Below are 23847 nucleotides of genomic sequence, written 5' to 3'. Positions count from 1 at the left end.
CACCATCGACCGGCGCTCCCGGTCGGTCACCCCTGTACCGAAGGAACATCTGATGAACCGCTTCGAGAACCAGACCGTGCTCGTGACCGGTGGGACCGGCGGCCAGGGCTCCAGCCACGTACGCGCCTTTCACGCGGAGGGAGCGAACGTGGTGATCGGCGACATCGACGCCGAACGCGGCGCCGCTCTCGCCGACGAGCTCGGGACCCGTGCTCGCTTCACCCGCCTCGACGTCACCGACGAAAGCTCGTGGTCCGCCGCTGTGCAGGCCGCCGAAAGCACCTTCGGCGCCCTGAACGTGCTCGTCAACAACGCAGGCGTCCAGAACCCGCCGGCGCCGATCGAGAACACGGACCAGGCCACGTGGTCGCGCATCCTCGACATCAACCTCACAGGGACCTTCCTCGGCATCAAGGTCGCCGCCCCCGCTCTGCGCCGAGCGGCAGGGGGAACCATCGTCAACATCGCCTCGACGATGGGCCTGGGCGGCACGGCGCACTACGCGCCGTACGTCGCCAGCAAATGGGCCGTGCGTGGTCTCACACGAACGGCGGCGCTCGAGCTCGGCCGCGACCACATCCGTGTGAACACCATCCACCCCGGCGTGATCGCGACCCCCTTCATCCAGGAACCAGCAGCTGGCGCCACCATGGCAATCGCCGACTTCTACTCACCCGAGCCGTTCGCCATCCCCCGGCTTGGAGAACCGACCGACGTCACCCGGCTTCTCCTGTTCCTCACGTCATCGGACGCCTCGTTCATCACCGGTTCGGAGTACGTCATCGACGGTGGACTCCTCCTCGGCCCCGCCCTCCAGAACGAGACCGCATGAGCACTCCGGACACGACCGGATGGAACGACTCCGCAGGGGACGCGTCTCTGTCCCACCTGCCCGCTCCCATCCGGAGAGCCATTCAGATCACACCCGCCGCGGGCACCAGCGAACGGATCATCGACATCACGACGCTGGGGCGCCGCACCGGCCGACCACGCCGCATCGAGATCTTCTTCTACCGTGCTGCGGGCACCACCTACCTGTGTAGCGGCGCTGGCGGGGCCGCTACCGACTGGCATGCGAACCTTCTCGCCAATCCGACCTTCACTTTCCACCTCAAGCAGGGGATCCGCGCAGATCTGCCCGCACGGGCCACGCCGGTCACCGACCCAGCCGAACGTCAGGCCGTACTGGCGGAGATCGTCGCGGATCTCAATCAGCCCCACGACCCCGGGACCATCCGGCCGACTCGGCTCGAAGATTGGGCCGACAGTCGGCTGATGCGCATCAGCTTCCGCCAGCGGCCGTAATCACGGGATCCCCCGACAGATGACCTACTCCTGGCCGGGTTCAGACGACGACTGCGCCCTCGACCGTGAAGAGTCGTAAGAGATCCGAAAGGGTTCGCGGCCAGTTCGACGGTCGCGGCGGTCGTACGCTCCGGGAATGAGGGCATCGATCTTCCGGTCGCCGGTGGCGTTGGCTGGTCTCGCGACCGTTGTGGTCGTGGCGGTCCTGGCCGCCTACTGGTTCCAGCCGTGGAAGCTGTTCACCGACACGTACGTCGACGAAGCGCTTCCTCCCGCCGGGGTGACACCGGCCGCCACGACGCCGATGTCCACGCCCCCGTCCCCCACGGCATCGGCCACCGCCCCTGCGGTCAACGAGATCCTGGCCGCGGGCGAGTTCGTCACCCACGAGCACGAGACGACCGGCAGCGCCGAGATCGTCCGGCTCGCCAACGGGCGCCACCAGCTCGTCGTGAAGGACCTGAAGACGTCGAACGGGCCGGACCTGCGGGTGTGGCTGACCGACCAACCGGTCACCCGGGGCACGGCCGGCTGGCGGGTGTTCGACGACGGCGAATGGGTCGAGCTGGCAAAGCTCAAAGGCAACAAGGGCAACCAGGTGTACGAGCTACCAGCCTCGGTCGACCCGCGCGACTTCCGCAGCGTCTCCATCTGGTGCAAGCGGTTCGCGGTCTCCTTCGGCGCGGCCGACCTCACGAGCACCTGATCAGGCCGCAACCCGCCGGACATGGCATTGACATCTTTCACTGTGCAATCTAGCGTCGGAGCGAATCGATTCGACGTCGAGCCAGGTGCTGCGGCGCCGCTGACGATCGGTCATGTGGTGCTCGGGCGCGCGGTGTGGGCAACATCGATTCGATGACCGACTGGTCCCGCGTGGGCGGCGGGACCAGTGGCGGGGACCTGTGTCCATGAGCCGGCCGGGTGCCGCGGACCTCGTCCAACCATTTCGTGCCGAGTGGCAGGAGCCCCATCATGACAAAACGCAGACCCATTCTTGGTTTTCTTGCGACGGCGGCAGTCGTCGTGGCCGTGGGCGCGGCGGCGCTGGCCGGTGGCTTGAGCACCACTGCGTCCGCCGCGAACGTCGCAGCCGCCGCAGCGACCGCCGGGTGCGGCAAGGCGCCCACTTTGGCCAGCGGCCAACGGTCCATCCAGAGCGGCGGGCAGAACCGTAGTTTCATCCTGAGGATTCCTGACAACTACGACAGGAGCCACCCCTACCGGTTGATCTTCGGATTCCACTGGAACGGCGGCACCGCCAACGACGTCGACGGCGGTGGGTCGGACGGGGCGGCCTGGTCCTATTACGGGCTGCGGCAGCAGGCGAACAACAGCACCATTTTCGTCGCCCCCCAGGGCAACGGCAACGGCTGGGCCAACCCCGGGGGCCAGGACGTCACCTTCGTCGACGACATGATCAGGGTGATCGAGGCCGACCTCTGCGTCGACACCACGCAGCTCTTCGCGCTCGGCTTCAGCTACGGCGGAGGCATGAGCTATTCGCTGGCCTGTTCCCGGGCAGGTGTCTTCCGCGCTGTCGCCGTCTACTCCGGCGGGCAGCTCAGCGGGTGCGGCGGCGGCACCCAACCGATCGCGTACATGGGAATCCATGGCATCGGCGACCCGGTGCTCAACGTCTCCGCCGGACGGTCCCTGCGTGACACGTTCGTGCGGAACAACGGGTGCACCGCACAGAACCCGCCCGAGCCGAGGGCGGGCAGCCTGACCCACATCACCACCACATACTCCGGGTGCCGGTCCGGCTATCCGGTGGTGTGGGCCGCCTTCGACGGTGGGCACACCCCCGGCCCGGTGGACGGCGGCGGGGACAGCGGAGCCAGGACCTGGACCAAGGGCGAGGTGTGGAGTTTCTTCACCCAGTTCGGTAGCACCGACCCCACACCGGATCCGACCACCCCGCCACCGAACGCCACGTCTGCCCTGCGCAGCACGTCCTCCGGACGGTGCCTGGACGTCAACGGTGCCTCGCAGGCCAACGGCACGGCGGCGATCATCTGGGACTGCCACGGCCAGAGCAACCAGAGCTGGACCTCGACCGCCGCCGGCGAGCTGCGCGTCTTCGGCGGCAAGTGTCTCGACGTCAGCGGCGCCGGCACCGCGAACGGCAGCTCGGTGATCATCTGGGACTGCAACGGCCAGTCCAACCAGCGGTGGCGGCTCAACAGCGACGGCTCGATCACCGGAGTTGGTTCGGGCCGGTGCCTGGACACGGTCGGCAACGGGACGGCCAACGGCACGCGCATCCAGATCTGGGACTGCACCGGCGCTGCCAACCAACGATGGAGCCGGAGCTGAACCCGCCGCGCAACCCGGCACCGACCCAATGGATGTTCAGGCACGCACAAGGAGGCTCAGCTGTGCCATTTCGCAAACTCTCCGCCCCCTGGCTGGGGGCAGCCCTGGCCGTCATGGTCCTGATCGCCGTCGGAGCGTACGTCGTCACGACCGTCACACCAGCGGCCGCAGCCACGACTGCCGGGTGCGGCAAGGCGCCCGGACTGAACAGCGGCACCCACACCATCCAGAGCAGCGGGAAGAGCCGCAGCTTCATCCTTCGGCTGCCCGACAGCTACGACAACACCTATGCCCACCGGCTGGCCTTCGGGTTCCACTGGCTTGGCGGCACCGCCAACCAGGTTGCGTCGGGTGGAACCGACGGAGCCGCCTGGGCCTACTACGGCATGCTCTCCCAGGCGAACAACAGCACCATCTTCGTCGCCCCGCAGGGCCTCAACAACGGCTGGGGCAACTCCAACGGCGAGGACGTGACCTTCACCGACGACATGATCCGCGTCATCGAGAACGCTCTCTGCGTCGACACCACGCAACGTTTCTCGGTCGGGTTCAGCTACGGCGGCGCGATGAGCTACTCGTTGGCGTGTTCCCGACCGACAGTGTTCCGCGCGGTCGCGGCAATCGCGGCCCCGGGGGCGATCAGCGGATGCAGCGGCGGCACCCAGCCGGTGGCGTACCTGGGGATTCACGGCATCAACGACAACATCCCGAGCGGGCGGTCGCTGCGCGACAGGTTCGTCCGCAACAACGGTTGCGCCGCGCAGAACCCGCCCGAACCAGCGGCGGGCAGCCGGACCCACATCACCACCGCATACTCCTGCCAGGCCGGATACCCGGTGGTCTGGGCCGCGTTCGACGGCGGCCACCAGCAAGGTCCGGTGGACGGGTGCGCCGGCTGTGAGAGCGGCGCGCGGAGCTGGGTCAAGCAGGAGGTGTGGCGGTTCTTCACCCAGTTCGGCTCCACCGTGCCGCCCACCACTCCGCCACCATCGACCCCGCCGCCGGGCCAGCAGAACGTGCTGATCGCGGGTAGCCAGTCCGGTCGATGCATCGACATACCCAACTCCAGCACCAGCAACGGCGCCCGTCCGCAACTCTGGGACTGTCACGGTGGCACCAACCAGCGCTGGACCCATACCGCCAACCGCACCCTGACCGTCTACGGCAACAAGTGCCTGGATGCCAGCGGGGCAGGCAGCAGCAACGGCACCGCTGTCCTCATCTGGGACTGCAACGGTCAACCGAACCAGCAGTGGAACGTGAACTCCAACGGCACCATCACCGGCGTCCAGTCAGGGCTCTGCCTCGACGCCGTCGGTTCCGGCACGGCCAATGGGACGCAACTACACCTCTGGGCCTGCCACGGCGGCGCCAACCAGCAGTGGAGCACGCGCAACTAGCGCCGCATCGCGCATCGTCTGCCAGGTCGGCCGTGCGCCGCCCGGGTCCTGTCCTGGGCGGCGCACGGCCGCTGTGCCGCCAGGGGCGCGCAGTGTCCCGGTTGCGCACCGCTGATTAGATGTGCTGATGGGTCCGTGGGAAGCAACATTGCTCGTCATCGCCACGATCGGGTCGGTCGGGGCAGCGGTCGGAGCCTGGTTCCAGGACAAGCGCAGCTCGGCGACCCAGCTCGCGGCCGTGCAGCACAAGCTCGACCTGGTTATGGATCACCTCGGCATCGTCGCGCCCGTGGAGTCGGAAGTGGTCCGGCACCTGGAGAGCGGCCGCGTGATCCAGGCTGTACGCGTGTACCGCCAGCAGACCGGCGCGAGCCTGGTCGAGGCGAAGCAGGCGGTGGACCGTATCGCCGCCGGGCTCCATCTCCAGCGGTAACGACGCGGCCCACGTCCTCTCGACACGTCGGAATTCGGCGCGGCCGGCGCTGTCCGCGTACCTCAGAGGTGGCGGTGATTCTAGGATTCGGGCAGGGCCGCGCAGCCCGGAGACCAAGGATCACCTCGGGCGACGGCTGCGCGCCTACTCGGAAGAACCACGGCAGGAAGGACAGCGGCATGACCGACCGCGAGCGCGCCACCCCGGCCATCCCGGACGACGATCCGAGCCGAACCCTGACCGTGGCCAACCCCGACGACCCCGCAACCACCTACATCTCTCTCGCCGGTGGCACCTACGCCATGCTGATCACCGGTGAGCAGACCAACGGTCAGTACTGCCTCATCGACATGCGCATCCCCGACGGCGGAGGACCGCCGCCACACCGGCACGACTTCGAGGAAATGTTCACCATTCTCGAAGGCGAGATCGAGTTCACCTTCCGCGGGGAGAAGCACCTCGTCCGAGCCGGTTCCACAGTCAACATCCCGGCCAACGCGCCGCACAATTTCCGCAACACCTCCGGCGCACCCGCCCGCATGCTGTGCGTCTGCACCCCGGCAGGCCAGGACGAATACTTCCTCCGCGTCGGCGACGAGGTCGCCGGCAAGGACGCACCGCCGCCGCAGCTCACCGACGACGAGATGGCGGAGCGCCGGCAACGCGCAACCGATCTGGCACCCGAGTACCGCACCGAGATGCTCTGACCGACCAGGGCCGGCCAGGAGACCCGAGAGTACGACGTCCGGCGCTCATCGCTCGACCCGTACCGGCGCGGTCTCCCGGGCGAAGCGCAGCAGGGCGGTGAATGCCAGCGCGGACGTCACCGCTCCACCGGCGAGGCGTACCCAGTGGCCGGCGACGAACTCCTCGGCGACCTGGCGCAGATACTCCGGGGAGTGCGTGCCGACCGGGTCGACGAACATGATCTCGTTGCGCGGCCAGAAGAACACCACCGAGAACAGGAACTCGCAGGCGATGAAGACCACCGCGGCGGCGGCGACGTACCACCGCAGCCGCCGATTGCGCCACGTGAGGGCGGTCGCGGCGACGCTCGTCAGGACGACCGAGGCGCCCAGCGGCGGGAAGTAGTCGCTCGGGCCGCCGGCGACCAGGAACTCACGGGCCCGGTCCAGCGAGGCGGGGGCGTCCCCGAAGATGTTCGGGTAGAGCATCACGGTCTCGGCCGCGACCCCGCCAAATGACATCATCGCCGCCCAGACGAGCACGATGAGCACGATCCAGGTCAGCTTGATACGGGACACAGCAGCACTTCTCCTTGGTTTTCGGGCCCTGCGGGCACGATCTGTGAGGTCGTCGTCGACGCTAGGTCGCCAACTCGGGACCGTCTGCCGCGCAGACGCGCGAGCTGGCATCGCTTCTCGACGTACGTGCCGGGGCGGGGATGATGCCTGCGGACGGCAGCGGCGCGGGCCCGCACCGACTTAGGCTCACGAACGTGCAGGCCACCTCACCCACCCGAACCGAGGCGCTGCTCGCCGTGGCCATCCTGGGCCTGGTCACGGCGGCGGTCGTGACCGAGGGCGCGTCAACCTCCCAGGCGGCGTTGGCCGGCGGATTCGGGGTCGGACTGGCCGTACTGCTGCTGGTGGCCCGTCGTTGGACGGTTCCCGCGCTGCTGGCGACGGCCGCTGGCATCCTCGGCTACTACGCCCTGGAGCTGCCGCCGGTCGGCGTGGCCGCCCCGGCCGCCCCCATCCTCTACGCGGCCGCGCAGAGGGGCCGGGTGGTCTCGGCCGCCGCCGTCGGCGGAAGTCTGCTGATCGTCTCGGTGGCCGCCCGGCTCGTCGAGGGAGACGACATCTCTGTCGTGATCGGTGCCGGTCTGGGCTCCGAGGCAGCCCTGATACTCGCCGTCATCGCTCTGGGTGACGCCGTCCGCAGCCGGCGTTCGCTTCGGGCCGCGCTGGCCCGGCAGGCCGCCTTCGCGGCCGAGGAACGCCGCCGGGAGGCCGCCCGGCAGGTCGAGGCCGAGCGGCTGCGCATCGCCCGGGAGGTGCACGACACGCTCGGACACACCATCTCGGTGATCACCCTCCAGTCGGCTGTGGCGCGGGAGGCACTTGCCGATGCCGAGCCCGGGCAGGCCGAGGCCGCCCTGGCCGCGATCCACTCGGTGAGCGGCAGCGCCATGGCCGAGCTGCGCGCAACGTTGGGCACCCTGCGTCGCGAGCCCGGGCCACGCGAGCCGGCGCCCGGTTTCACCCAGCTGCGCACGCTCGTCGAGGGCGTCCGCCGAGGCGGGCTGCCGGTCGAGCTGCGTCTCGACGGCTCGGTCGACGCCCTGCCCACGGTGGTCGGCAGCACCGTCTACCGGATCGTGCAGGAGGCACTGACCAATGTGCTGCGCCACGCCCACGCCACCCGCGCCACGGTGACGATCCGGGCGACCCCGTCCGGGTTGTCGGTGGAGGTCGTCGACGATGGTCGGGGATCTGCCGGCGGCGCGGCAGGTGAGACGGGTCAGGGGCTGCGCGGCATGTCGGAGCGGGTTGCCCTGCTCGGCGGCACCCTCGATGCCGGCGAGGCCGCTGACGGCGGTTTCCGGGTCTCGGTCCACCTACCGCTGGCCGGGATCGCCGCATGAGCGACGTACGCGTCGTCCTCGTCGACGACCAGCACCTGGTGCGCACCGGACTCCGCGCGTTGCTGGAACGCGCCTCGGACATCACAGTGGTCGGCGAGGCCGGCGACGGCCGGGCCGCCGTGGCAGTCGCCCGCGAGCAGCGGCCCGACGTCGTCCTGATGGATGTCCGGATGCCTGGTGGCGACGGCATCGAGGCAACGCGCCGCATCCTCACCGACCCGACGCTGGCCGACGTTCGGGTGGTCATGCTGACCACCTTCGACGACGACGAGTACCTCTTCGAGGCCATCCGCGCCGGCGCCGCCGGCTTCCTGCTCAAGGACACCCCGCCCGACGCCCTGCGGGACGCTGTCCGTGTGGTGGCCGGCGGGGACGCGCTGCTGTCACCGGCGGTGACCCGGCGGGTGATCGCCGCGGCGGCCCGCTCCCCCGTCGCGGATCCAGCCCGGCTTACCGGGCTCACCGGGCGGGAACGCGACGTCCTGGCACAGGTCGGCACCGGACGGTCGAATGTGGAGATCGGGGCGGCCCTGCATCTCAGCCCGGACACCGCCCGCACGTACGTGAGTCGCCTGCTGCACAAGCTGAACGCCCGCGACCGCGCCCAGCTCGTGGTCATCGCGTACGAGAGCGGGCTGGTCCGCCCCGGCGACGGCTGAGCCTGGGTCGGCGAGCATCGGTCGTGGTGCGCGCCCCGACCCCCTATCGTCAATCATCGATCTGGGTCGACGCTGTCCGGCTCGTCGTCGGGATCGTGGGCGGGCGGGGCACCGGAAATGCCGGGGCACGCCAGCACCATCCCGCGAACTCGATCCGGCTCGGCGAGGGCGAGGTCGAGCGCGGTGCCGCCGCCCATGCTGCAACCGACGAACAATGCCGGCCCGACGCCGAGCCGGTCAAGCACCCGACGCAGATCGTCCAACCGGGAGAATGGCCCGGACGGCGGCGCGGAGCGGCCGAAGCCCCGCACCTCGTACCGGATCAGCCGGTGCTGCCCGGCGAGTCGCTCCCAGACGGGGTCCCAGATGCGAGAATCGCCCTCGCCCTGGGTGCAGGAGCACGACCGGCGGCAGGCCGCCCCCGGTGTCTTCGGCCCAGACGGACCCGTCCCGCACATTGATCAACTGCCCCACGGCGACGAGCCTCCCACACGGGCGGCGCTCAGACGCGGGGATATCGACTCGAGTGCGAAGTTCCTGCTTGGTTGCAGAACAAATACCGGAGACATCTTCTGTTATCGATCACTGCCACGCCGTGACCTCGACGCTGCCGGCCTGACTTACGAAACACGCCTCAGACTCGGGCAACCCGGACGGCGTCGGCCACGACGTAGCCGGCTGCGCTGGTCCACCGACTCACCGCAACCAGGTTGCGGTCACCGGCAGCGAGCGCAAAGGTGCCGAGCGAACGCCAGACGCCACCGTTGGAGCGCTGGTCCACGTTGAGTGTCTGGTTGCCGGAGGCGGTGACGATGACGTGCGGGGTGGTGCTGTTGTAACCCGGGTCGGCCGGGTGCCGTACCTCGATCCGATAGTTCCCGGCCGCCGGGATGTCGACCTTGAACCAGGCGGCGTCGCTGGCGGGGGTGGGGCTGGCGAAGCGGTAGTCAGCGCCGTAGCGCTGGCTGGAGTAGGCCGAGCTCCCCCAGTTGGCGCTCGCCGTGAACCGTCCTGCGGTGGCGTTGTCCACGATGACGCTGAAGGTGGGCGGGGTGGTACTGCCCAGTCCCAGATAGCTGGCGATGCCCTGGGCGTGCGCGCGGGCGGTGGCAGTGATGAAGTCGGCCCGTTTGAGCAGGTTCGCGTCCGCCACGGTGTCGATGAAGAGGTTCTCGGTGAGCACCGCGGGCATGGTCGTCTCGCGCAGCACATGGAAGTTGGCGCTCTTCAGCCCTCGGTCGGTGACTGCACCGACCGACCGCATACCGGCGATCACTCTCGGATGCAACGCGTTGTGCAGGTTGGTGGTGGCGGCGTCCGCCGTCAGGTACCGGTAGCTCTCGAAGCCGGTGCCGCCCCCGGAGTTGATGTGCACACTGACGAAGAGGTCAGCGCCCCAGGCATTGGCGTCATCGGTGCGGTAGGCCAGGCTGCGAGTGATGTCGGTCGTTCGGGACATGCGGACGTCGACGTTCCAGTTGGCCAGCAGAATACTGCGCAGTTGCAGGGAGATGTCGAGCGTCAGGGCCTTCTCCTGCAACCCGTTGCCGACCGCCCCAGAGTCGGTGCCGCCGTGGCCGGGGTCGATGTAGACCTTGGGCGACGCGGCCCGCGCGGGGCTTCCGAGAATGGGGACGGCCGCAGCACCAGCGAGGGCCGCCAGGAGGGTACGCCGCCGCAGCGCCAAGTCGTCGAACATGTGCACCTCTCAAGGGAAACCGAAGAGATCAACGATGCGCTAAATATAGCGGATCATCGATGGTCTTGAAAGATGTCTACGTGTCGCGATCTGACCGCCGGAGGTTTCCGCCAGCGCGCCGCCCGGTGCACCAATCATCAGGTGACGCACTGTGTTGGCGAGCCGCGCGTCCCACACGTTCGGTCCCATGTGTGGCGCGACTGGGCGTTGATCGCAGTCATCGCGCCGGCGATCATGTTGGAAGGAATACTCCGGCCCGATCTGCCGTGGCGGGTGGGCTGCGTCGTCGTCGCGCTCGCGCTGCTGCCGACGCTCCTTCGCGGCGTACGAAGCCGCTCGCGATGGTGGCGATAGCGTTCGGCCTCACGACGGTCGGCCCATTCGTGCGGCCCGGCGATGCCTGTCAGATGTTCACGGCGAGCTTCCTGGTCCTCCTGGTCTCCGCGCTGTTCCGCTGGGGCTCCGGCCGGGATGCCGTGATCGGTTCGTTCTTCGTGGTGGCCAAGGTGGCCGCCGCCAGCCTGGCGGCTCGATCAACGGCGGCGAGTTGGCCACCGGCTTCGCGGTGATGTTCGCCGCCGCCACGCGGTTGGCCCGGACGTCAGCCACGGTCCTTCCGGCCAGTTCCCGCCGTCACGCCAGGTCGGCACCTCGCATGGCCTGGGTGAACGCCCAGGACCGTCGATAGTCGACGCCCGCGTGCTCGCCCGGCCCCTTGCTGAGGATCTGGTCGCACTGGAACAGCTCCTCCGCCCTGACCAGCAACCGCACCCTGCTCAAGCACGGCACCGACGGTGCGCCGCCACACCTGCATCGAGGTGCACACTCTGCACAAGGGAGACGCGCTCTTCGTCCCGCCGAACATTCCGCACGCCTTCGCCCCCGCCGACGGCCAGGATGCCGACTTCCACGTCGTGATCACCCCCGGCAAGCCCCGTTTCGACTACTACCGACTGCTGGCCCTCCACGCCGCCGCGGGCGACAGCTCCCGACGAATGAGCCGAGCAGAAATGGGTGTACGCGCGGACCTCGGGAGACTTCTAACCGCGCCCGTCCGGAGGCTGCTCTTTCGTCAGGTGGAGCAGGTGCCGATGTCGGCGATCGACTTGTCGGCATCCTCGTAGGTGAGGTGATCGAGGTGGTGGTCGGACACGGTCGCACTCCATGGCGCTGCGCACGCCCCGAAAGGGCCGGCGGGTGGTTTCCGCCGGCCCCTCCGGCTGTGGTCACCGTCCGTAGAGCTCGAATTCGTAGAGCGAGAACCCGTACGAGGTGGCCCGCTTGACTCCGTACACCCGCACGTAACGGGCATTGACCGGGGCGAAGGTGGCGATGTCGACGCCGCCGTTGCCGGTGGTGGTGCTGAACACCGGCTGCCAGGAGGTGCCGTCGCTGGAGACCTCGATCCGATACTCGCTGCCGTACGCGGCCTCCCAGCGCAGCACCGCCCGACTGACGGTCCGCGTCGAGCCGAGGTCCACCCGGAGCCACTGGTTGTCGTTGTAGCTGCTGGACCACCGGCTGCCGAGGCTGCCGTCGACCGCCTTGTTGGGGGTGTTGCCGGTCAGGAACTGGGTGCTCGACGCGGTGGCCGGACGGCCCTGCGCCAGGTTCGTGAGGTTGTCGCCACGTCGCGCCGGGAACGAGACGACCTGCTGGTAGGTGGGGCGGTTCTGCCAGGCGATCAGCGGCTGGGTGATGCCGCCCAGCCCGGACTGGGCGATGGAGTCGGCGCACCACTGGTCGCCGGCTCCGCAGGACGCGTCACCCGGGTAGACCGTGGCGGTCGGCACCGCGGCGGCCTGGCCGAGCGCGTCGAGCAGGGCCTGCCGGCACGCGCCGAGGTTGCCGTTGCCGCAGTACGCGCGCCCCGGCCCGCCTGCGACGGGGTCGCCGAGCACGGTGCGCAGGTCCTTGTCGACGTAGCCCCACCAGCCGTACTGGAACGACGAGCCCTTGTGCGCCTGCCCCTGCGGCGCCCAGCTCACGGTGCCGTCACGCCCGCCGTTCTGGCCACCGGACGGCGCCTCGTTCACCTCGATCGCGTCGACCAGGGCGGCGTACAGGTCGGGCCCGAGGCCGGGGCGGAACTGGGCTGCGGCCAGCAGCGGCCACCACGCGTCGAAGATCCGGATGGCCTCGGCGTGCTGGTAGACCTTGGAGCCGGGTGCCGTCTCCACCCGGCGGGTGCCGGCCTGCTGCCAGGCCCGCAGTTTGGTCACCGCGGCGGCCAGCGCCGGATCGGTGACCGCCGTGCTGTCGAGCACCCGCAGCAGTTCGCCGAGGACCTGCTGGCCGCGCAGGTCGGTCACCGCCGCGTCGGCCATGATCTTCACGACGTCCGCGCGGCCGAGCTTGCGCTGGGCGATCGCGGCGCGCACCGGACCGTCGAGCAACTGACCACGGTGTACGGAGCCGTAGCTGAAGTTGCCGTCGGCCGCGCCGAAGTCACGCGCCTGCTTGTTGTTCCAGCTGACGTAGTAGTCCTGGTTGACCGACTGGGGGTGGGTCGACGCTGCGGCGTAGGTCGCGTCGTTGGTGTCCGGGTTCCAGCCCACCCACTCGTAGGCCTGCTCGGCCTTCGTCGGCAGGTTCGGGTCGGCGGTGGTGGGCCGGAGCGGGTTCGAGCCGGAGTTGTAGTACGCCGCCTGGGTCGAGTTGACGTAGAACCAGTTGAACGCGTACCCGACGTTCGCCGCGGATGCCTGGAACGCCGCCGCGCTGCCCATCGCCGACGGGTCGTTGAAGGCCTGGAAGCCGATCGCCGAGTCGGCCTCGTGCCGGTAGGTGGACCGCAGCTTGGTGAACGCGGTCGGCTGCCCGTTGACCAGGCCCCGGTAGGCCACCAGCCCGTACTTCGTGCGCAGCGCGCGCAGTGTGTAGGAGCCGGCCGGGGTGGAGTCGGCGAGCGTCGGTTTCCAGGAGTTCCGCTGCTCCAGCGTCTCCATGGCGAGGCACTGCCCGTGGTAGAGGTAGCGGTTGCTGCGCAGCGTCGGGGCGCTGCCGTCGGTGGTGCACAACGGCACCGCGTACGTGTCGGTCAGATCCTGGGAGGCGGAGGTGGCGCTCCAGGCGTAGTCCTGGCCACGACCGAGCAGCACGTAGAGGTTGAGCCCGGCGAACGCGGCACCGCGCGCGCTGATCCCCGGCCCCTGGAGTTCCTGGAGCATCAGGAGTTGCGGGGCGAAGTAGCCGGTCTGCGGGCCGAACACGGCCACCGGGTTACCGGTGGTGCTGTGCCGGCCGGAGACCACCACCGCGTTGGACATGCCGTGCGCGCGCAGGTTGGACAGCCCGCCGAGCAGGTCCTTGGTGGCGGTGCTGGCGCCGGTGCGGGCGGCGGCGCCGCCGCTGGCGTCGTAGGCGAGCGGTTCGGGCGTCACCGTGCCGGCGTCGGGCAGCACCGCGCTGGTCGCGCCGCTCGGCGTGGCGCCGTACGGGAAGCTCTGCCCGTCGTGCAGCGTCAGCACGGTCTCCGGGTCGTTCTGCGAGCGGAATCCCTGCCAGATCCGGTCGCCCTCGGTGGCACCGTACTTGGCCCGGGCCGCGACCCGGACCAGCGCGGACTGGATCTCGCTGCCGCCGCCTCCGCCGAAGAGCCCGCCGACCACGCCGGCGGTGGCGATCAGGTCGGTCATGGTGAAGTGCGTCGGCTTGCCGGCACCGGTCAGCACGTACTCGCCGGGGTAGTTGTCGTCGGCGATCGACTTGTCGATGTAGGCGTTGATGCCGGCGATGTAGTCGACGACGTCGGTGTAGAGCTGCTGGCCCCGGGCGCCCTTGGTGCGCAGCGCGTCCACCTGGGCCTGGAGGTCCGCCTCCGTGTAGGGCGAGTTGGCCCAGACGCTCTGCTCCAGCTCCCGGTTGCCAGGCGCGCCGCCAGCGAACGAGGTGACGTTGCCGCGGCCGACGTGCCGCAGCAGGTCCATCACCCAGAGCCGGTCCTGAGCCCCGGCGTAGCCGGCGCCGAACATGGTGCCGCCGCGGGTGGTGCCGGTGACGTGCGGGACGCCGGTGGCCTTGTCCCGCACGATGGTGACGTCCGAGCGCGGCGACACGGTGCTCTCGACCTGCCCGGCGGGGACGCCGAACGAGGCGTCGTTGTAGAAGTGGGCGATCTGCTCGTCGGTCAGCCCGGCGTAGTTGTAGACCAGGTTCGCGTACTCGTCGAGTTGGTCGCTGGAATGCGCCGGGCGGGTGCCGAGCGCCTGGTGGGCCAGGATGGCGGCCAGCGTGGCGTTGCCGTTCTGCCCGGGGGGCAGGATGTCCGCGCACTGGCCGAGGCAGTAGTCGTCGGGGGTGAAGGTGGCGGCGAGCGCCGGTGACGGCGGGATGGCCGTCAGGACGCTCGCAGTCAGGACGGCGGTGGTGAGCGCCGCGAGGCGGGCGCGCAGGGCGGGTCTGGGCATGACGGTCCTCCGGGGACGCGGAGTCGGGCCGTTCGGGTACGCCCGGCTGCCGCTGCCGACCTGTCGCCATCCGTGCCCGGGCGTCCTACCCGGAGGCGAGAAAGACTCACGTCGATCTCGACAATGATCGGCACAGGACGAGCCTTCGGGATAGTTCTCGTGCACCAGCTGCCAATGCCGACGTTTCGCCGCCCGCCGACGTCGGTTCGCGCCAGCTCATATTGATTGCCGTGAACGTCTTCACTTGACCAACGTGAGCGCGTAATCTTCGTGAAACACATACTGAAACGATTCATCCCAGCCCACCGCCCCTCCCCCGTTCCGGGCCAACCACCCGCCTGCGCCCGTGCCGGGAGACCGCCGCCCAGAAGGATGAGGCCCTGGAATGATGCGCAGAACGCGCCGTCGCGCCGCAACCTCCGCGCTTCTCGTGCTGCTGCTCGGCCTGACGCCGTTGGTGGCTCCCGGCCCGGCCACCGCAGCGCCGGCAGCCGCGACGCTGACCGCGACCGACCTGACCACCGAACGCGCCACCGAACCGATCGGCCTGGACGTGGCGCAGCCCCGACTCGGCTGGCGGATCGACGCCACCGCCCGGGGCGTGCTCCAGGAGTCGTACCAGGTGCGCGTCGCCACCAGCGCGGAGCGCCTCAACGCCCCCGATGTCTGGGACAGCGGCCGGGTCCGATCGCGGCAGAGCGTCCTCGTCCCGTACGCCGGCCCGCAACTGCGACCCCGCACCCGGTACGCCTGGCAGGTCCAGGTCTGGGACACCGCCGGCAACGCCTCCGGCTGGAGCGCGCCCGCGTCCTGGGAGACCGGCGTACGCGGTGGCGCTGGCTGGCAGGCCGACTGGATCGGCATGCCGTCGGTGACCGAAGCCTGGACCGACTACACGGTGCAGACGACGGTACGGCTGGAACGCGACGCGGCCGGGATCTACCTTCGTGCCCGGGGCGCGGCGAACGCGTACATGTGGCAGTTCTCCATCACCAACGGCAGTGCCAAACTGCGCCCGCACGTCCGGGTCAACGGCGCCTGGACCGTGCTCAAGGAGGTGCCGCTCGGTGGAGTCATCCCGGCCGACAGGCTGACCACGCCGCACACGCTTCGCATCACCGCAGCCGGGAACACCATCACCACCTGGGTTGACGGCACCCAGGTCGACGTCACCACCAGCACCGCGCACCAGGCCGGCTCGGTCGGCCTGCGTACGAACGGGTTGGAGTCCGGGGTCTTCTCCAACTTCTCGGTGACCAGCGGCGGCCAGACGCTCTTCGCGGCCCCGCTCACCGACGGGGTGAACCCGTTCGGGGCGGGCACTCCCACCTCGGCCGGCCTGCGGGTCGGCGGGGACACCGAGGCCATGCTCACCGCGTTGGACGCGAACCCACTGCTGCGTCGGGGCTTCCGCGTCGACGGCACTGTCGCGCGGGCCCGGGTCTACGCCACCGCGCTCGGGGTCTACCAGCTCTCCCTCAACGGCCAGCGCGTCGGCGACCACGAGTTGGCGCCCGGCTGGACCGACTACCACAAGCGGGTGCAGTACCAGACGTACGACGTGACCCGCCAGCTCCAACCGGGCGACAACGCCCTCGGCGCCCTGCTCGGCGACGGGTGGTACGCCGGCAGCATCGCCTGGTTCGGCACCGACAACTACGGATCCCGCCCGCACCTGAGCGCCCAACTGGTCATCGACTACACCGACGGACGCAGCGCGACGGTCGGCACCGATGGCTCGTGGCGCGTCACGGGCGGGCCGTTCCTGCAGAGCGACCTCATTCACGGCGAGACCTACGACGCGCGGCGGTTGCCGGCCGGCTGGGACCGGCCCGGGTTCAACGACGCCGGCTGGAAGCCCGCCACCGTCGACGACGTCGACGCCACCGACAAGATCGTCGCCCAGGTCGACCCACCCGTGCGGGTCACGCAGGAGCTGCCGGCCCGGACGCTGACCCAGCCCACCCCCGGCACCTGGATCTTCGACCTCGGCCAGAACATGGTGGGCAAGGTGCGGCTGAAGCTCAACGGCCCGGCCGGCACGACGGTGCGCATCCGGCACGCCGAGGTGCTCAACCCGAACGGCACCGCCTACACCGCCAACCTGCGCTCGGCGCGGGCCACCGACCAGTACACGCTGCGGGGTGGCGGGGCCGAGGTCTACCAGCCGACGTTCACCTTCCACGGCTTCCGTTACGTCGAGCTGACCGGCTATCCGGGCACCCCCGACCTGTCCTCGGTCACCGGGCTGGTGATGCACACCGACGGGGACCTCACCAGCGAGTTCCAGACCTCCAACGCCATGGTGAACCAACTGCAGAGCAACATCATCTGGGGGCAGCGCGGCAACTTCCTCTCCATCCCGACCGACACGCCGGCGCGCGACGAGCGGCTCGGCTGGACCGGTGACATCAACGTCTTCGCCAACACCGCGACGTTCAACATGGACAGCCTGACGTTCCTCAGCAAGTGGTTGCAGGACCTGCGCGACGCGCAGTCGGCCAACGGCGCGTACCCCGACGTCGCGCCGCGCGCCTGCTGCGGGGACGGCGCGACCGGCTGGGCCGACGCCGGGATCACCGTCCCGTACGCGCTGTGGCAGCGCTACGGCGACACCCGGGTCGTCGAGGAGCACTACGCGTCGATGGTGCGGTACGCGTCCTGGTTGGAGAGCACCAGCTCCGGCAACCTGCGGACCAACGCCGGCCCGTACCTCGACTGGCTCAACCTTGAGGACCCGACGCCGGCCGGCGTGGTCGGCACCGCCTACTACGCGTACAGCATCCGGCTGCTGGGAGAGTTGGCTGCCGCCATCGGGCGCGACGCCGACGCGACCCGCTACGCGGCGCTGTCCAGGACCATCACCCAGGCGTTCGTCAACGCCTACGTCGCGGCCGACGGCACGGTGCAGGGCGACAGCCAGACCGGTTATGTGCTGGCCATCGGCATGGGCCTGCTGACCGATCCGCTGCGGGCCAGGGCCGCCGACCGGCTGGTCGCCAACGTGCAACGGCACGACTGGCACCTCTCCACCGGCTTCCTCGGCACCCCGGATCTGCTGCCGGCGCTGACCGCCACCGGGCACCTGGATGTCGCCTACCGGCTGTTGCTCAACGACACCTACCCGTCGTGGGGCTACGAGATCGGCAAGGGCGCGACCACGATCTGGGAGCGCTGGGACTCGATCAAACCCGACGGCAGCTTCGGTGACGTGGGGATGAACTCCTTCAACCACTACGCGTACGGCGCGGTGGGCGACTGGATGTACCGGACGGTCGCGGGCATCCAGCCCGACGCCGCCAACCCCGGGTACGAGCACGTCACGTTCGCCCCTCAGCCGGGAGGTGGGCTCACCTCGGCCAAGGCGTCGTACCGCTCGGCGTACGGAACGATCGGCAGTGACTGGGACCTCGACGCACGCGGCGACATGCGGCTGCGTCTCACAGTGCCGCCCAACACCACGGCGACGGTGCGTTTCCCGACGCCCGGGCGTGAGGCGGTCACCGAGGGCGGCCGGCCGGCGGAGCAGGCTGCCGGGGTGCGGTTCGTCCGGATGGACGGCGCGGTCGCCGTGTACGAGATCGGGTCAGGTTCCTACTCCTTCGCTGTCGTCCCACCGACGGGCGCGTACGACCACGTCGACCTCGGCGTCGCGGCGTCCGAGCAGGCGCACCGACTCGCCGCCTCCACCTACTCGGCCACCAGCACCGAGGCCGGGTTGACCCGCCGGTACACCGACGTGACCCGCCCCGGCGGTTGGTTCGAGTTCGACCTCGCGGTCAAAGCGGGTGAGCCGTTCGCGCTGCGCTCAGTGGAGACGTACGACGGGGCGCAGCTCAAGGACTATCAGGTGATCGTGGACGGGGTGGTGGCGCACACCCGCTCGTGGCAGCGCACCGCTGGCGGGCCGGGCACGGTCAGCTACCAGTTCGTCGTCAACCTGCCCGATGCGACCCGCGACGGAGTGGTGCGGGTGCGGTATCAGGACAGCGGCACCGGCTACGACCCGTCGATCGCCGACGTCTGGGCGATGCCCGCGGCCTGACCGGGCTGGGTGTTGCGGAGAGGAGCCGGGCGGGCATCCGCCCGGCTCCTCTGTCGTCGGTGCGGCCGGTCAGCGCCGGGTGCGTCGGGGTTGGTCGCTGGATCGGCGTACGACCAGCTCGGGCTGGAACACCACGTGTCGGTGCCGGTGGGTGTCGCCGGACTCGGCCTCTTCGAGCAACAGCTCGGCTGCGGCGCGGCCGAGCTGGTCGCGGGGCTGGCGCACCGACGACAGTGGCACCGCCGCGGCGCCGGCGAACTCGATGTCGTCGTAGCCGACGATGGCCACGTCGATCGGCACCCGCACGCCGCGCGCGGTCAGCTCCTGAAGTACACCGAGCGCGATCAGGTCGTTGGCGCAGAACACGGCGGTCGGGCGCTTGCGGACCGGCAACGCGAGCAGCTCCTCGGCGGCGCGCCGACCAGCGGCGACGGTCAGGCTGGTGGTCATCGCCACCCGGAGGTCAGCGGTGCTGCCGCGGTCCCGCATAGCTGCGGCGGCCCCGGCGTGCCGGTCGGCAACCTGGGCGATGGTGAGCGGGCCACCGAGGTAGGCGATGCGTTGGTGGCCCTGGTCCAGCAGGTGGTCCATGGCGAGTCGGCCGCCGAGCACGTCGTCGACCGCCACCGAGCATCGGTTTGCCCGGCCCGCTCCCCGGTCCACCAGCACCACCGGGATGCCCCGCTCGATGAGCCTGTCCAGGATGGGCTGCGGGCCATGGCCGACCGGGGTGATGAGCACACCACGGACCCGCTGCTCCTCCAGCAGCTCCAGGTGGCGGCGCTCCCGGGCGCTGTCCTCGCCGCTGTTGCAGACGACGAGCATGGCGCCAGCCCCCTCGATCGCCTGTTCGGCACCCCGGACCACGTCGGTGAAGAAGGGGTTGGCCACGTCCAGGACGACGATCGCGACGGTGCGACTGCGCCCGGCGCGCAGTTGGCGAGCGGAGTCGTTGCGGACGTAGCCGAGCGTGGAAATGGCGTCCAGCACCCGCTGACGGGTGGCGGGGGCGACCGTGTCGGGTCGGTTGAGCACGTTGCTCACGGTGCCGAGGGAAACCCCGGCGTGCCGGGCGACCTCCTTGATGTTCGCCGTTGCCATGACTCCCCAGATGCTCCCTACGGTGGTCGCGGCCCGTGCCGACCGGGTCGCTCGGCAGTGTATAGCGCCTAAAACGTTTCATCGAGCGCACCAGCAGCGCTGCGAGCTGGACCGGAGCCCGCGTCAGCAACGGCGAAGAAATAGCATCGAAAGTCTTGACGCTCTCGGAGACCTACCCCTACCGTCCATGCAAACGACGCATGAAACGATTCAGGAGGGGTTCGGATGACCGCCGACGCACCGGCCACCCCGGCTCCGCTGCTGGTCCTCGACGGCGTGACGAAGTCCTTCGGGGCCGTCGCCGCGCTGCGCGGGGTGCACCTGGCGCTGCACCCCGGTGAGGCACACGCCCTGGTCGGCGAGAACGGGGCGGGCAAGTCCACTCTGGTGAAGGTGCTGGCCGGCGCACACGCGCCGGACTCCGGCTCGATGACCCTGGACGGGCATCCGCTGCGGCTGCGCGGTCCCGCCGACGCCCGAGCCGCCGGCATCGCGGTCATCTACCAGGAACCGACGCTCTTCCCGGACCTCTCCGTGGCGGAGAACATCTTCATGGGTCGGCAACCGCTGCGCGGTCTGCGTCGCATCGACACCGCCGCGATGAACCGCGACGCCGAGCGGCTGTTCCAGCGGCTGGGTGTGCGCATCGACCCGACCCGGCCCGCGCGTGGCCTCTCCATCGCCGACCAGCAGCTCGTCGAGATCGCCAAGGCGATCTCGTTCGACGCCCGCGTCCTGGTCATGGACGAGCCCACCGCCGCGCTCTCCGGTGTGGAGGTCGAACGGCTCTTCGCGGTCGCCCGGTCGCTCTGCGAGGGTGGGGCGGCAGTGCTGTTCATCTCGCACCGTTTCAACGAGGTGTTCGACCTGTGCCACCGCGTCACAGTGCTGCGCGACGGCGCCTGGGTCTCCAGCGACGACGCCGCCGACCTGACCGTCGACGAGGTGGTGCGGCGCATGGTCGGCCGGGACGTCTCCGCGCTCTACCCGAAGCAGGCCGCCGAGCTGCGCGACACCCTGCTCGAGGTCCGTGGGTTGACCCGGGCCGGCGTCTTCACCGATGTGTCGTTCTCCGTCCGGGGTGGGGAGATCGTCGCGCTCGCCGGGCTGGTCGGTGCCGGGCGCAGCGAGGTCGCCCGCGCCGTCTTCGGTGTCGACCGCTACGACACGGGCGAGGTGCTGGTGGCCGGTCGCGCCGTCCCGGCGGGGAATCCGGGCCGGGCGATCGCGGCCGGCATGGCGTTGGTCCCCGAGGACCGACGGCAGCAGGGCCTGGTCATGGAGCTGTCGGTGGAGCGCAACGCCACGCTTGCCCGCCGCCGGGCGCTGAGCCGGCTGGGCCTCCTGCTCGGCGGCGCGGAACGCGCCGAGGCCCGCCGCTGGACGCGGCGGTTACAGGTGAAGGCCTCCCGGCTCGGCGCGCCCGTGGCGACCCTCTCCGGGGGCAACCAGCAGAAGGTCGTACTCGCCAAGTGGCTGGCCACCGAACCACGTGTCCTGATCATCGACGAGCCGACCCGCGGCATCGACGTCGGCACCAAGTCCGAGGTGCACCGACTGCTCTCCGAGCTGGCCGGCGAGGGCCTGGCCATCCTCATGATCAGCAGCGAGCTGCCCGAGGTGCTCGGCATGGCCGACCGGGTTCTCGTCATGCACGAGGGACGACTGGTCCGCGAGCTGCCCCGGGCCGAGGCGGACGAGGCCTCCATCATGTTCGCCGCCACCGGGCAAGGAGCGACCGCATGAGCCTCACCGACGCCGGTGCGCCTGAACGGGCCGCCGGGAACGCCCCGACCTACCCCGGTCGGCAGCGCCGCAGCCTCACCGAACGGCTGTTCGCCGTACGCGAGCTGAGCCTGTTGATCGCGCTCGGCCTGCTGGTCCTGGTGACCACACTTCGCAACGACAGGTTCCTGAGCGGCCAGAGCATCAAGGACCTGCTGCTGGGCTGCGCGATCCTGGTGATCCTGGCGGTCGGCCAGACCCTGGTCATCGTCACCCGCAACGTCGACCTCTCCGTCGGCTCGATCCTGGGTCTGGTCGCCTTCGCCACCGGCTCGCTGTTCCTCTCCGCACCCGGCACCCCGTGGCCCGTGGCGCTCGTCGTCGGTGTCGCACTGGGCGCGCTGTGCGGCGCGGTCAACGGCGGCCTGATCGCGGTGGCCCGGGTGCCCGCCCTGGTCATCACGCTCGGCACCCTCTACGCCTTCCGCGGCGTCGACTACTACTGGGCGTCCGGCCGGCAGATCAACGCCGCCGACATGCCCCAGTCGTTCCTGCGGCTGGGCAACCAGACGGTGCTCGGCGTACCCGTGCTGTTCCTCGTCGCGTTGGTCGTCGTCGCCGCCGTCGGCTTCTACCTGCGCTCCTACCGCAGCGGCCGGGAGCTGTACGCGATCGGCTCCGAACCGGCCGCCGCCCGGCTCTCCGGCATCCCGGTGGGGCGGCGGGTGTTCACCGTCTTCGTGGCCAGCGGAGCCCTCGCCGGGCTCGCCGGCGTGCTGTACGCGGCCCGGTTCGGCACCCTCGACGCGGCCGCCGGCAGCGGCCTGGAACTCCAGGTCGTGGCCGCCGCCGTGGTCGGCGGGGTGGCGATCTTCGGAGGCAGCGGCAGCGCCTACGGCGCGGCACTCGGTGCCGTGCTGCTGACCACGATCGGCAGCTCGCTCGCCGTCCTGCGCATCGACCCGTTCTGGCAGCAGGCCGTGGTCGGCGCACTCATCCTCGCCGCCATCGGGCTGGACCGGCTCCTGGCCCTGCGGGTGGCGGCCCGGCTCCGAGGGAGAAGCGCGCATGGCGCATGACAGCCTGTACGCCGCACCGACCACCGCCGAGGCCGAGCCCGGAGCGGACCGCCTCGCCGGCCTGCGCGGGCTGTTCGGCTCCTGGGACGCGGTGATCGTCCCTGCCCTCGTGGTGGCCGTGCTGGTCGCCAGCCTGACCGTGGAGAACTTCGCCACCGGCCGCAACGCCCAGTTCCTGCTGTTGGACCTGATGCCGCTGGCGCTCATCGCGCTGCCAATGACCCTGATCGTGATCACCGGTGAGATCGACCTCTCGGTGGCCAGCATGGTCGGGCTGTGCAGCACGCTGATGGGGCAGCTCTGGCTCTCCAGTGGGCTGTCCCTGGAGTTGATCTGTGTCCTCGTGGTGCTGCTGGGCGCCGTGCTCGGCGCGGTGAACGGTCTCTTCGTCACCGGCTTCGGTCTGCCGTCGCTGGCGGTGACCATCGGCACGCTCGCCCTCTACCGGGGGTTGTCCTTCGTGGTGCTCGGCGACCAGGCGGTCGCGGACTTCCCGGCCGACTGGACCGCTGCCGCGGTGCGCGCCATCCCCGGCACGTCGATCCCGGTCGTGGTGGTCCCGCTGCTGCTGCTCGCCGTGGTCTTCGGCGTCGTGCTGCACGCCACCGCCGCCGGTCGCGCGCTCTACGCCATGGGGAACAACGACCAGGCCGCCACGTTCACCGGCGTCTCGGTGGCCCGAACGAAGTTCTGGCTCTTCGTGGTCTCCGGTGCGGTGTGCGGGCTGGTCGGCATCTTCTGGACGCTGCGGTACGCCAGCGCGCGCGGTGACAACGCCACCGGCCTGGAGCTGACAGTGGTGACCGCCGTGCTGCTCGGCGGTGTCTCGATCTTCGGCGGCCGGGGTGCTCTGCTCGGTGTGGTGGCCGGTGTGCTGCTCCTCGGCGTCCTGCGCAACGCGCTGCAACTCGCCGACGTCGACGCCAACGCGCTGACGATCGTCACCGGCAGCCTGCTCATCGCATCCGTCGTGCTGCCCAACGCCGTCGCGGACATCCGCGCCCGGCTGCACCGCCGACGACAGCGGCACCCCGTCGCTTCGTGACGCTCCCCCGCACACCCACC

Annotated in this window: 21 protein-coding genes; 15 read left to right on the top strand and 6 right to left on the bottom strand. The window is 70.2% G+C overall.

Annotated elements, in window-relative coordinates; genetic code table 11:
- Window positions 1-52 precede the first annotated feature (52 nt).
- The 7 genes from KBX46_RS13125 (at window position 53) to KBX46_RS13095 (ending at window position 6164) form a co-directional block, all read left to right on the top strand.
- Window positions 53-832, top strand: coding sequence for a glucose 1-dehydrogenase (locus tag KBX46_RS13125; RefSeq protein WP_210792701.1), 780 nt, complete (start codon window positions 53-55; stop codon window positions 830-832).
- The gene (locus KBX46_RS13120; protein WP_210792700.1) at window positions 829-1305 is read left to right on the top strand and encodes a nitroreductase/quinone reductase family protein; all 477 of its coding nucleotides are present in this window, start codon (window positions 829-831) and stop codon (window positions 1303-1305) included. The genes KBX46_RS13125 and KBX46_RS13120 overlap by 4 nt, the downstream gene beginning before the upstream one ends.
- Before the next feature lie 136 nt (window positions 1306-1441).
- Entirely contained in the window at window positions 1442-2011 is a 570-nt protein-coding gene (locus tag KBX46_RS13115; protein ID WP_210792699.1) for a DM13 domain-containing protein, read from the top strand.
- 269 nt (window positions 2012-2280) lie between these two features.
- Entirely contained in the window at window positions 2281-3624 is a 1344-nt protein-coding gene (locus tag KBX46_RS13110; RefSeq protein ID WP_210792698.1) for a ricin-type beta-trefoil lectin domain protein, read from the top strand.
- A 62-nt stretch (window positions 3625-3686) separates the two neighbouring features.
- Complete coding sequence (locus KBX46_RS13105; RefSeq protein ID WP_374224965.1) at window positions 3687-5024, top strand: ricin-type beta-trefoil lectin domain protein; 1338 nt, start codon at window positions 3687-3689, stop codon at window positions 5022-5024.
- A 148-nt stretch (window positions 5025-5172) separates the two neighbouring features.
- Window positions 5173-5457, top strand: a complete 285-nt coding sequence (locus KBX46_RS13100; protein ID WP_210792697.1) for a hypothetical protein — start codon at window positions 5173-5175, stop codon at window positions 5455-5457.
- Window positions 5458-5636: 179 nt separating this feature from the next.
- Window positions 5637-6164 carry a cupin domain-containing protein gene (locus KBX46_RS13095; RefSeq protein WP_210792696.1) on the top strand — a complete coding sequence of 176 codons (528 nt, stop codon included), beginning with the start codon at window positions 5637-5639 and terminating at the stop codon, window positions 6162-6164.
- Window positions 6165-6209: 45 nt separating this feature from the next.
- Here KBX46_RS13095 and KBX46_RS13090 read toward each other — a convergent pair whose 3' ends face one another.
- Window positions 6210-6722: a DUF1772 domain-containing protein gene (locus KBX46_RS13090; RefSeq protein WP_307871496.1), complete on the bottom strand. Its 513-nt coding sequence runs from the start codon at window positions 6720-6722 to the stop codon at window positions 6210-6212.
- 194 nt (window positions 6723-6916) lie between these two features.
- Here KBX46_RS13090 and KBX46_RS13085 point away from each other — a divergent pair, with 194 nt between their 5' ends.
- Together KBX46_RS13085 and KBX46_RS13080 are read left to right on the top strand one after the other, a co-directional pair.
- A complete protein-coding gene (locus KBX46_RS13085; RefSeq protein WP_210792695.1) occupies window positions 6917-8065 on the top strand; it encodes a histidine kinase in 1149 nt (382 codons plus the stop codon).
- Window positions 8062-8724: a response regulator transcription factor gene (locus KBX46_RS13080; protein ID WP_088947662.1), complete on the top strand. Its 663-nt coding sequence runs from the start codon at window positions 8062-8064 to the stop codon at window positions 8722-8724. The genes KBX46_RS13085 and KBX46_RS13080 overlap by 4 nt, the downstream gene beginning before the upstream one ends.
- Before the next feature lie 53 nt (window positions 8725-8777).
- Here KBX46_RS13080 and KBX46_RS13075 read toward each other — a convergent pair whose 3' ends face one another.
- Complete coding sequence (locus tag KBX46_RS13075) at window positions 8778-9182, bottom strand: alpha/beta fold hydrolase (protein ID WP_210792694.1); 405 nt, start codon at window positions 9180-9182, stop codon at window positions 8778-8780.
- Between the two features lie 176 nt (window positions 9183-9358).
- The gene (locus KBX46_RS13070) at window positions 9359-10423 is read right to left on the bottom strand and encodes an N-acetylmuramoyl-L-alanine amidase (RefSeq protein ID WP_088947661.1); all 1065 of its coding nucleotides are present in this window, start codon (window positions 10421-10423) and stop codon (window positions 9359-9361) included.
- A gap of 407 nt (window positions 10424-10830) precedes the next feature.
- Between KBX46_RS13070 and KBX46_RS13065 the strand changes: the two genes are divergently transcribed.
- Window positions 10831-10992: a hypothetical protein gene (locus KBX46_RS13065; protein ID WP_210792693.1), complete on the top strand. Its 162-nt coding sequence runs from the start codon at window positions 10831-10833 to the stop codon at window positions 10990-10992.
- A 64-nt stretch (window positions 10993-11056) separates the two neighbouring features.
- On the opposite strand, the gene KBX46_RS13060 is transcribed toward KBX46_RS13065, so the two are convergent.
- Window positions 11057-11203 carry a hypothetical protein gene (locus KBX46_RS13060; protein ID WP_185755270.1) on the bottom strand — a complete coding sequence of 49 codons (147 nt, stop codon included), beginning with the start codon at window positions 11201-11203 and terminating at the stop codon, window positions 11057-11059.
- A 14-nt stretch (window positions 11204-11217) separates the two neighbouring features.
- On the opposite strand from KBX46_RS13060, the gene KBX46_RS32500 reads away from it, so the two are divergent.
- A complete protein-coding gene (locus tag KBX46_RS32500; protein WP_308159486.1) occupies window positions 11218-11547 on the top strand; it encodes an AraC family ligand binding domain-containing protein in 330 nt (109 codons plus the stop codon).
- Window positions 11548-11649: 102 nt separating this feature from the next.
- Here the strand turns inward: KBX46_RS32500 and KBX46_RS13050 are convergent, their stop codons facing one another.
- Window positions 11650-14832, bottom strand: coding sequence for a penicillin acylase family protein (locus KBX46_RS13050; RefSeq protein WP_210792692.1), 3183 nt, complete (start codon window positions 14830-14832; stop codon window positions 11650-11652).
- Between the two features lie 385 nt (window positions 14833-15217).
- Between KBX46_RS13050 and KBX46_RS13045 the strand changes: the two genes are divergently transcribed.
- Window positions 15218-18877: a family 78 glycoside hydrolase catalytic domain gene (locus tag KBX46_RS13045; RefSeq protein ID WP_210792691.1), complete on the top strand. Its 3660-nt coding sequence runs from the start codon at window positions 15218-15220 to the stop codon at window positions 18875-18877.
- Between the two features lie 69 nt (window positions 18878-18946).
- On the opposite strand, the gene KBX46_RS13040 is transcribed toward KBX46_RS13045, so the two are convergent.
- Complete coding sequence (locus tag KBX46_RS13040) at window positions 18947-19978, bottom strand: LacI family DNA-binding transcriptional regulator (protein ID WP_210792690.1); 1032 nt, start codon at window positions 19976-19978, stop codon at window positions 18947-18949.
- Window positions 19979-20203: 225 nt separating this feature from the next.
- On the opposite strand from KBX46_RS13040, the gene KBX46_RS13035 reads away from it, so the two are divergent.
- Genes KBX46_RS13035 through KBX46_RS13025 form a run of 3 tightly spaced genes read left to right on the top strand, consistent with a single transcriptional unit; the run spans window position 20204 to window position 23827 of the window.
- Entirely contained in the window at window positions 20204-21724 is a 1521-nt protein-coding gene (locus KBX46_RS13035) for a sugar ABC transporter ATP-binding protein (RefSeq protein WP_210792689.1), read from the top strand.
- Complete coding sequence (locus tag KBX46_RS13030; protein WP_210792688.1) at window positions 21721-22782, top strand: ABC transporter permease; 1062 nt, start codon at window positions 21721-21723, stop codon at window positions 22780-22782. Before KBX46_RS13035 ends, KBX46_RS13030 begins: the two co-directional genes overlap by 4 nt.
- Window positions 22772-23827, top strand: a complete 1056-nt coding sequence (locus KBX46_RS13025; RefSeq protein ID WP_210792687.1) for an ABC transporter permease — start codon at window positions 22772-22774, stop codon at window positions 23825-23827. The genes KBX46_RS13030 and KBX46_RS13025 overlap by 11 nt, the downstream gene beginning before the upstream one ends.
- Window positions 23828-23847: the final 20 nt, after the last annotated feature.

Origin of the sequence: Micromonospora sp. C81, from assembly GCF_018070425.1 — a bacterium.
GTDB lineage: Bacteria > Actinomycetota > Actinomycetes > Mycobacteriales > Micromonosporaceae > Micromonospora > Micromonospora zamorensis.
Note: the sequence above shows the minus strand (reverse complement) of the source record. Positions and strands in the feature narration are given on the sequence as shown.

Coding starts and splice junctions, on each gene's coding strand:
- KBX46_RS13125 (WP_210792701.1), top strand. CDS start 53: ATGAACCGCTTCGAGAACCAGACCGTGCTCGTGACCGGTGGGACCGGC.
- KBX46_RS13120 (WP_210792700.1), top strand. CDS start 829: ATGAGCACTCCGGACACGACCGGATGGAACGACTCCGCAGGGGACGCG.
- KBX46_RS13115 (WP_210792699.1), top strand. CDS start 1,442: ATGAGGGCATCGATCTTCCGGTCGCCGGTGGCGTTGGCTGGTCTCGCG.
- KBX46_RS13110 (WP_210792698.1), top strand. CDS start 2,281: ATGACAAAACGCAGACCCATTCTTGGTTTTCTTGCGACGGCGGCAGTC.
- KBX46_RS13095 (WP_210792696.1), top strand. CDS start 5,637: ATGACCGACCGCGAGCGCGCCACCCCGGCCATCCCGGACGACGATCCG.
- KBX46_RS13080 (WP_088947662.1), top strand. CDS start 8,062: ATGAGCGACGTACGCGTCGTCCTCGTCGACGACCAGCACCTGGTGCGC.
- KBX46_RS13075 (WP_210792694.1), bottom strand. CDS start 9,182: ATGTGCGGGACGGGTCCGTCTGGGCCGAAGACACCGGGGGCGGCCTGC.
- KBX46_RS13070 (WP_088947661.1), bottom strand. CDS start 10,423: ATGTTCGACGACTTGGCGCTGCGGCGGCGTACCCTCCTGGCGGCCCTC.
- KBX46_RS13065 (WP_210792693.1), top strand. CDS start 10,831: ATGTTCACGGCGAGCTTCCTGGTCCTCCTGGTCTCCGCGCTGTTCCGC.
- KBX46_RS13050 (WP_210792692.1), bottom strand. CDS start 14,832: ATGCCCAGACCCGCCCTGCGCGCCCGCCTCGCGGCGCTCACCACCGCC.
- KBX46_RS13045 (WP_210792691.1), top strand. CDS start 15,218: ATGATGCGCAGAACGCGCCGTCGCGCCGCAACCTCCGCGCTTCTCGTG.
- KBX46_RS13040 (WP_210792690.1), bottom strand. CDS start 19,978: ATGGCAACGGCGAACATCAAGGAGGTCGCCCGGCACGCCGGGGTTTCC.
- KBX46_RS13035 (WP_210792689.1), top strand. CDS start 20,204: ATGACCGCCGACGCACCGGCCACCCCGGCTCCGCTGCTGGTCCTCGAC.
- KBX46_RS13030 (WP_210792688.1), top strand. CDS start 21,721: ATGAGCCTCACCGACGCCGGTGCGCCTGAACGGGCCGCCGGGAACGCC.
- KBX46_RS13025 (WP_210792687.1), top strand. CDS start 22,772: ATGGCGCATGACAGCCTGTACGCCGCACCGACCACCGCCGAGGCCGAG.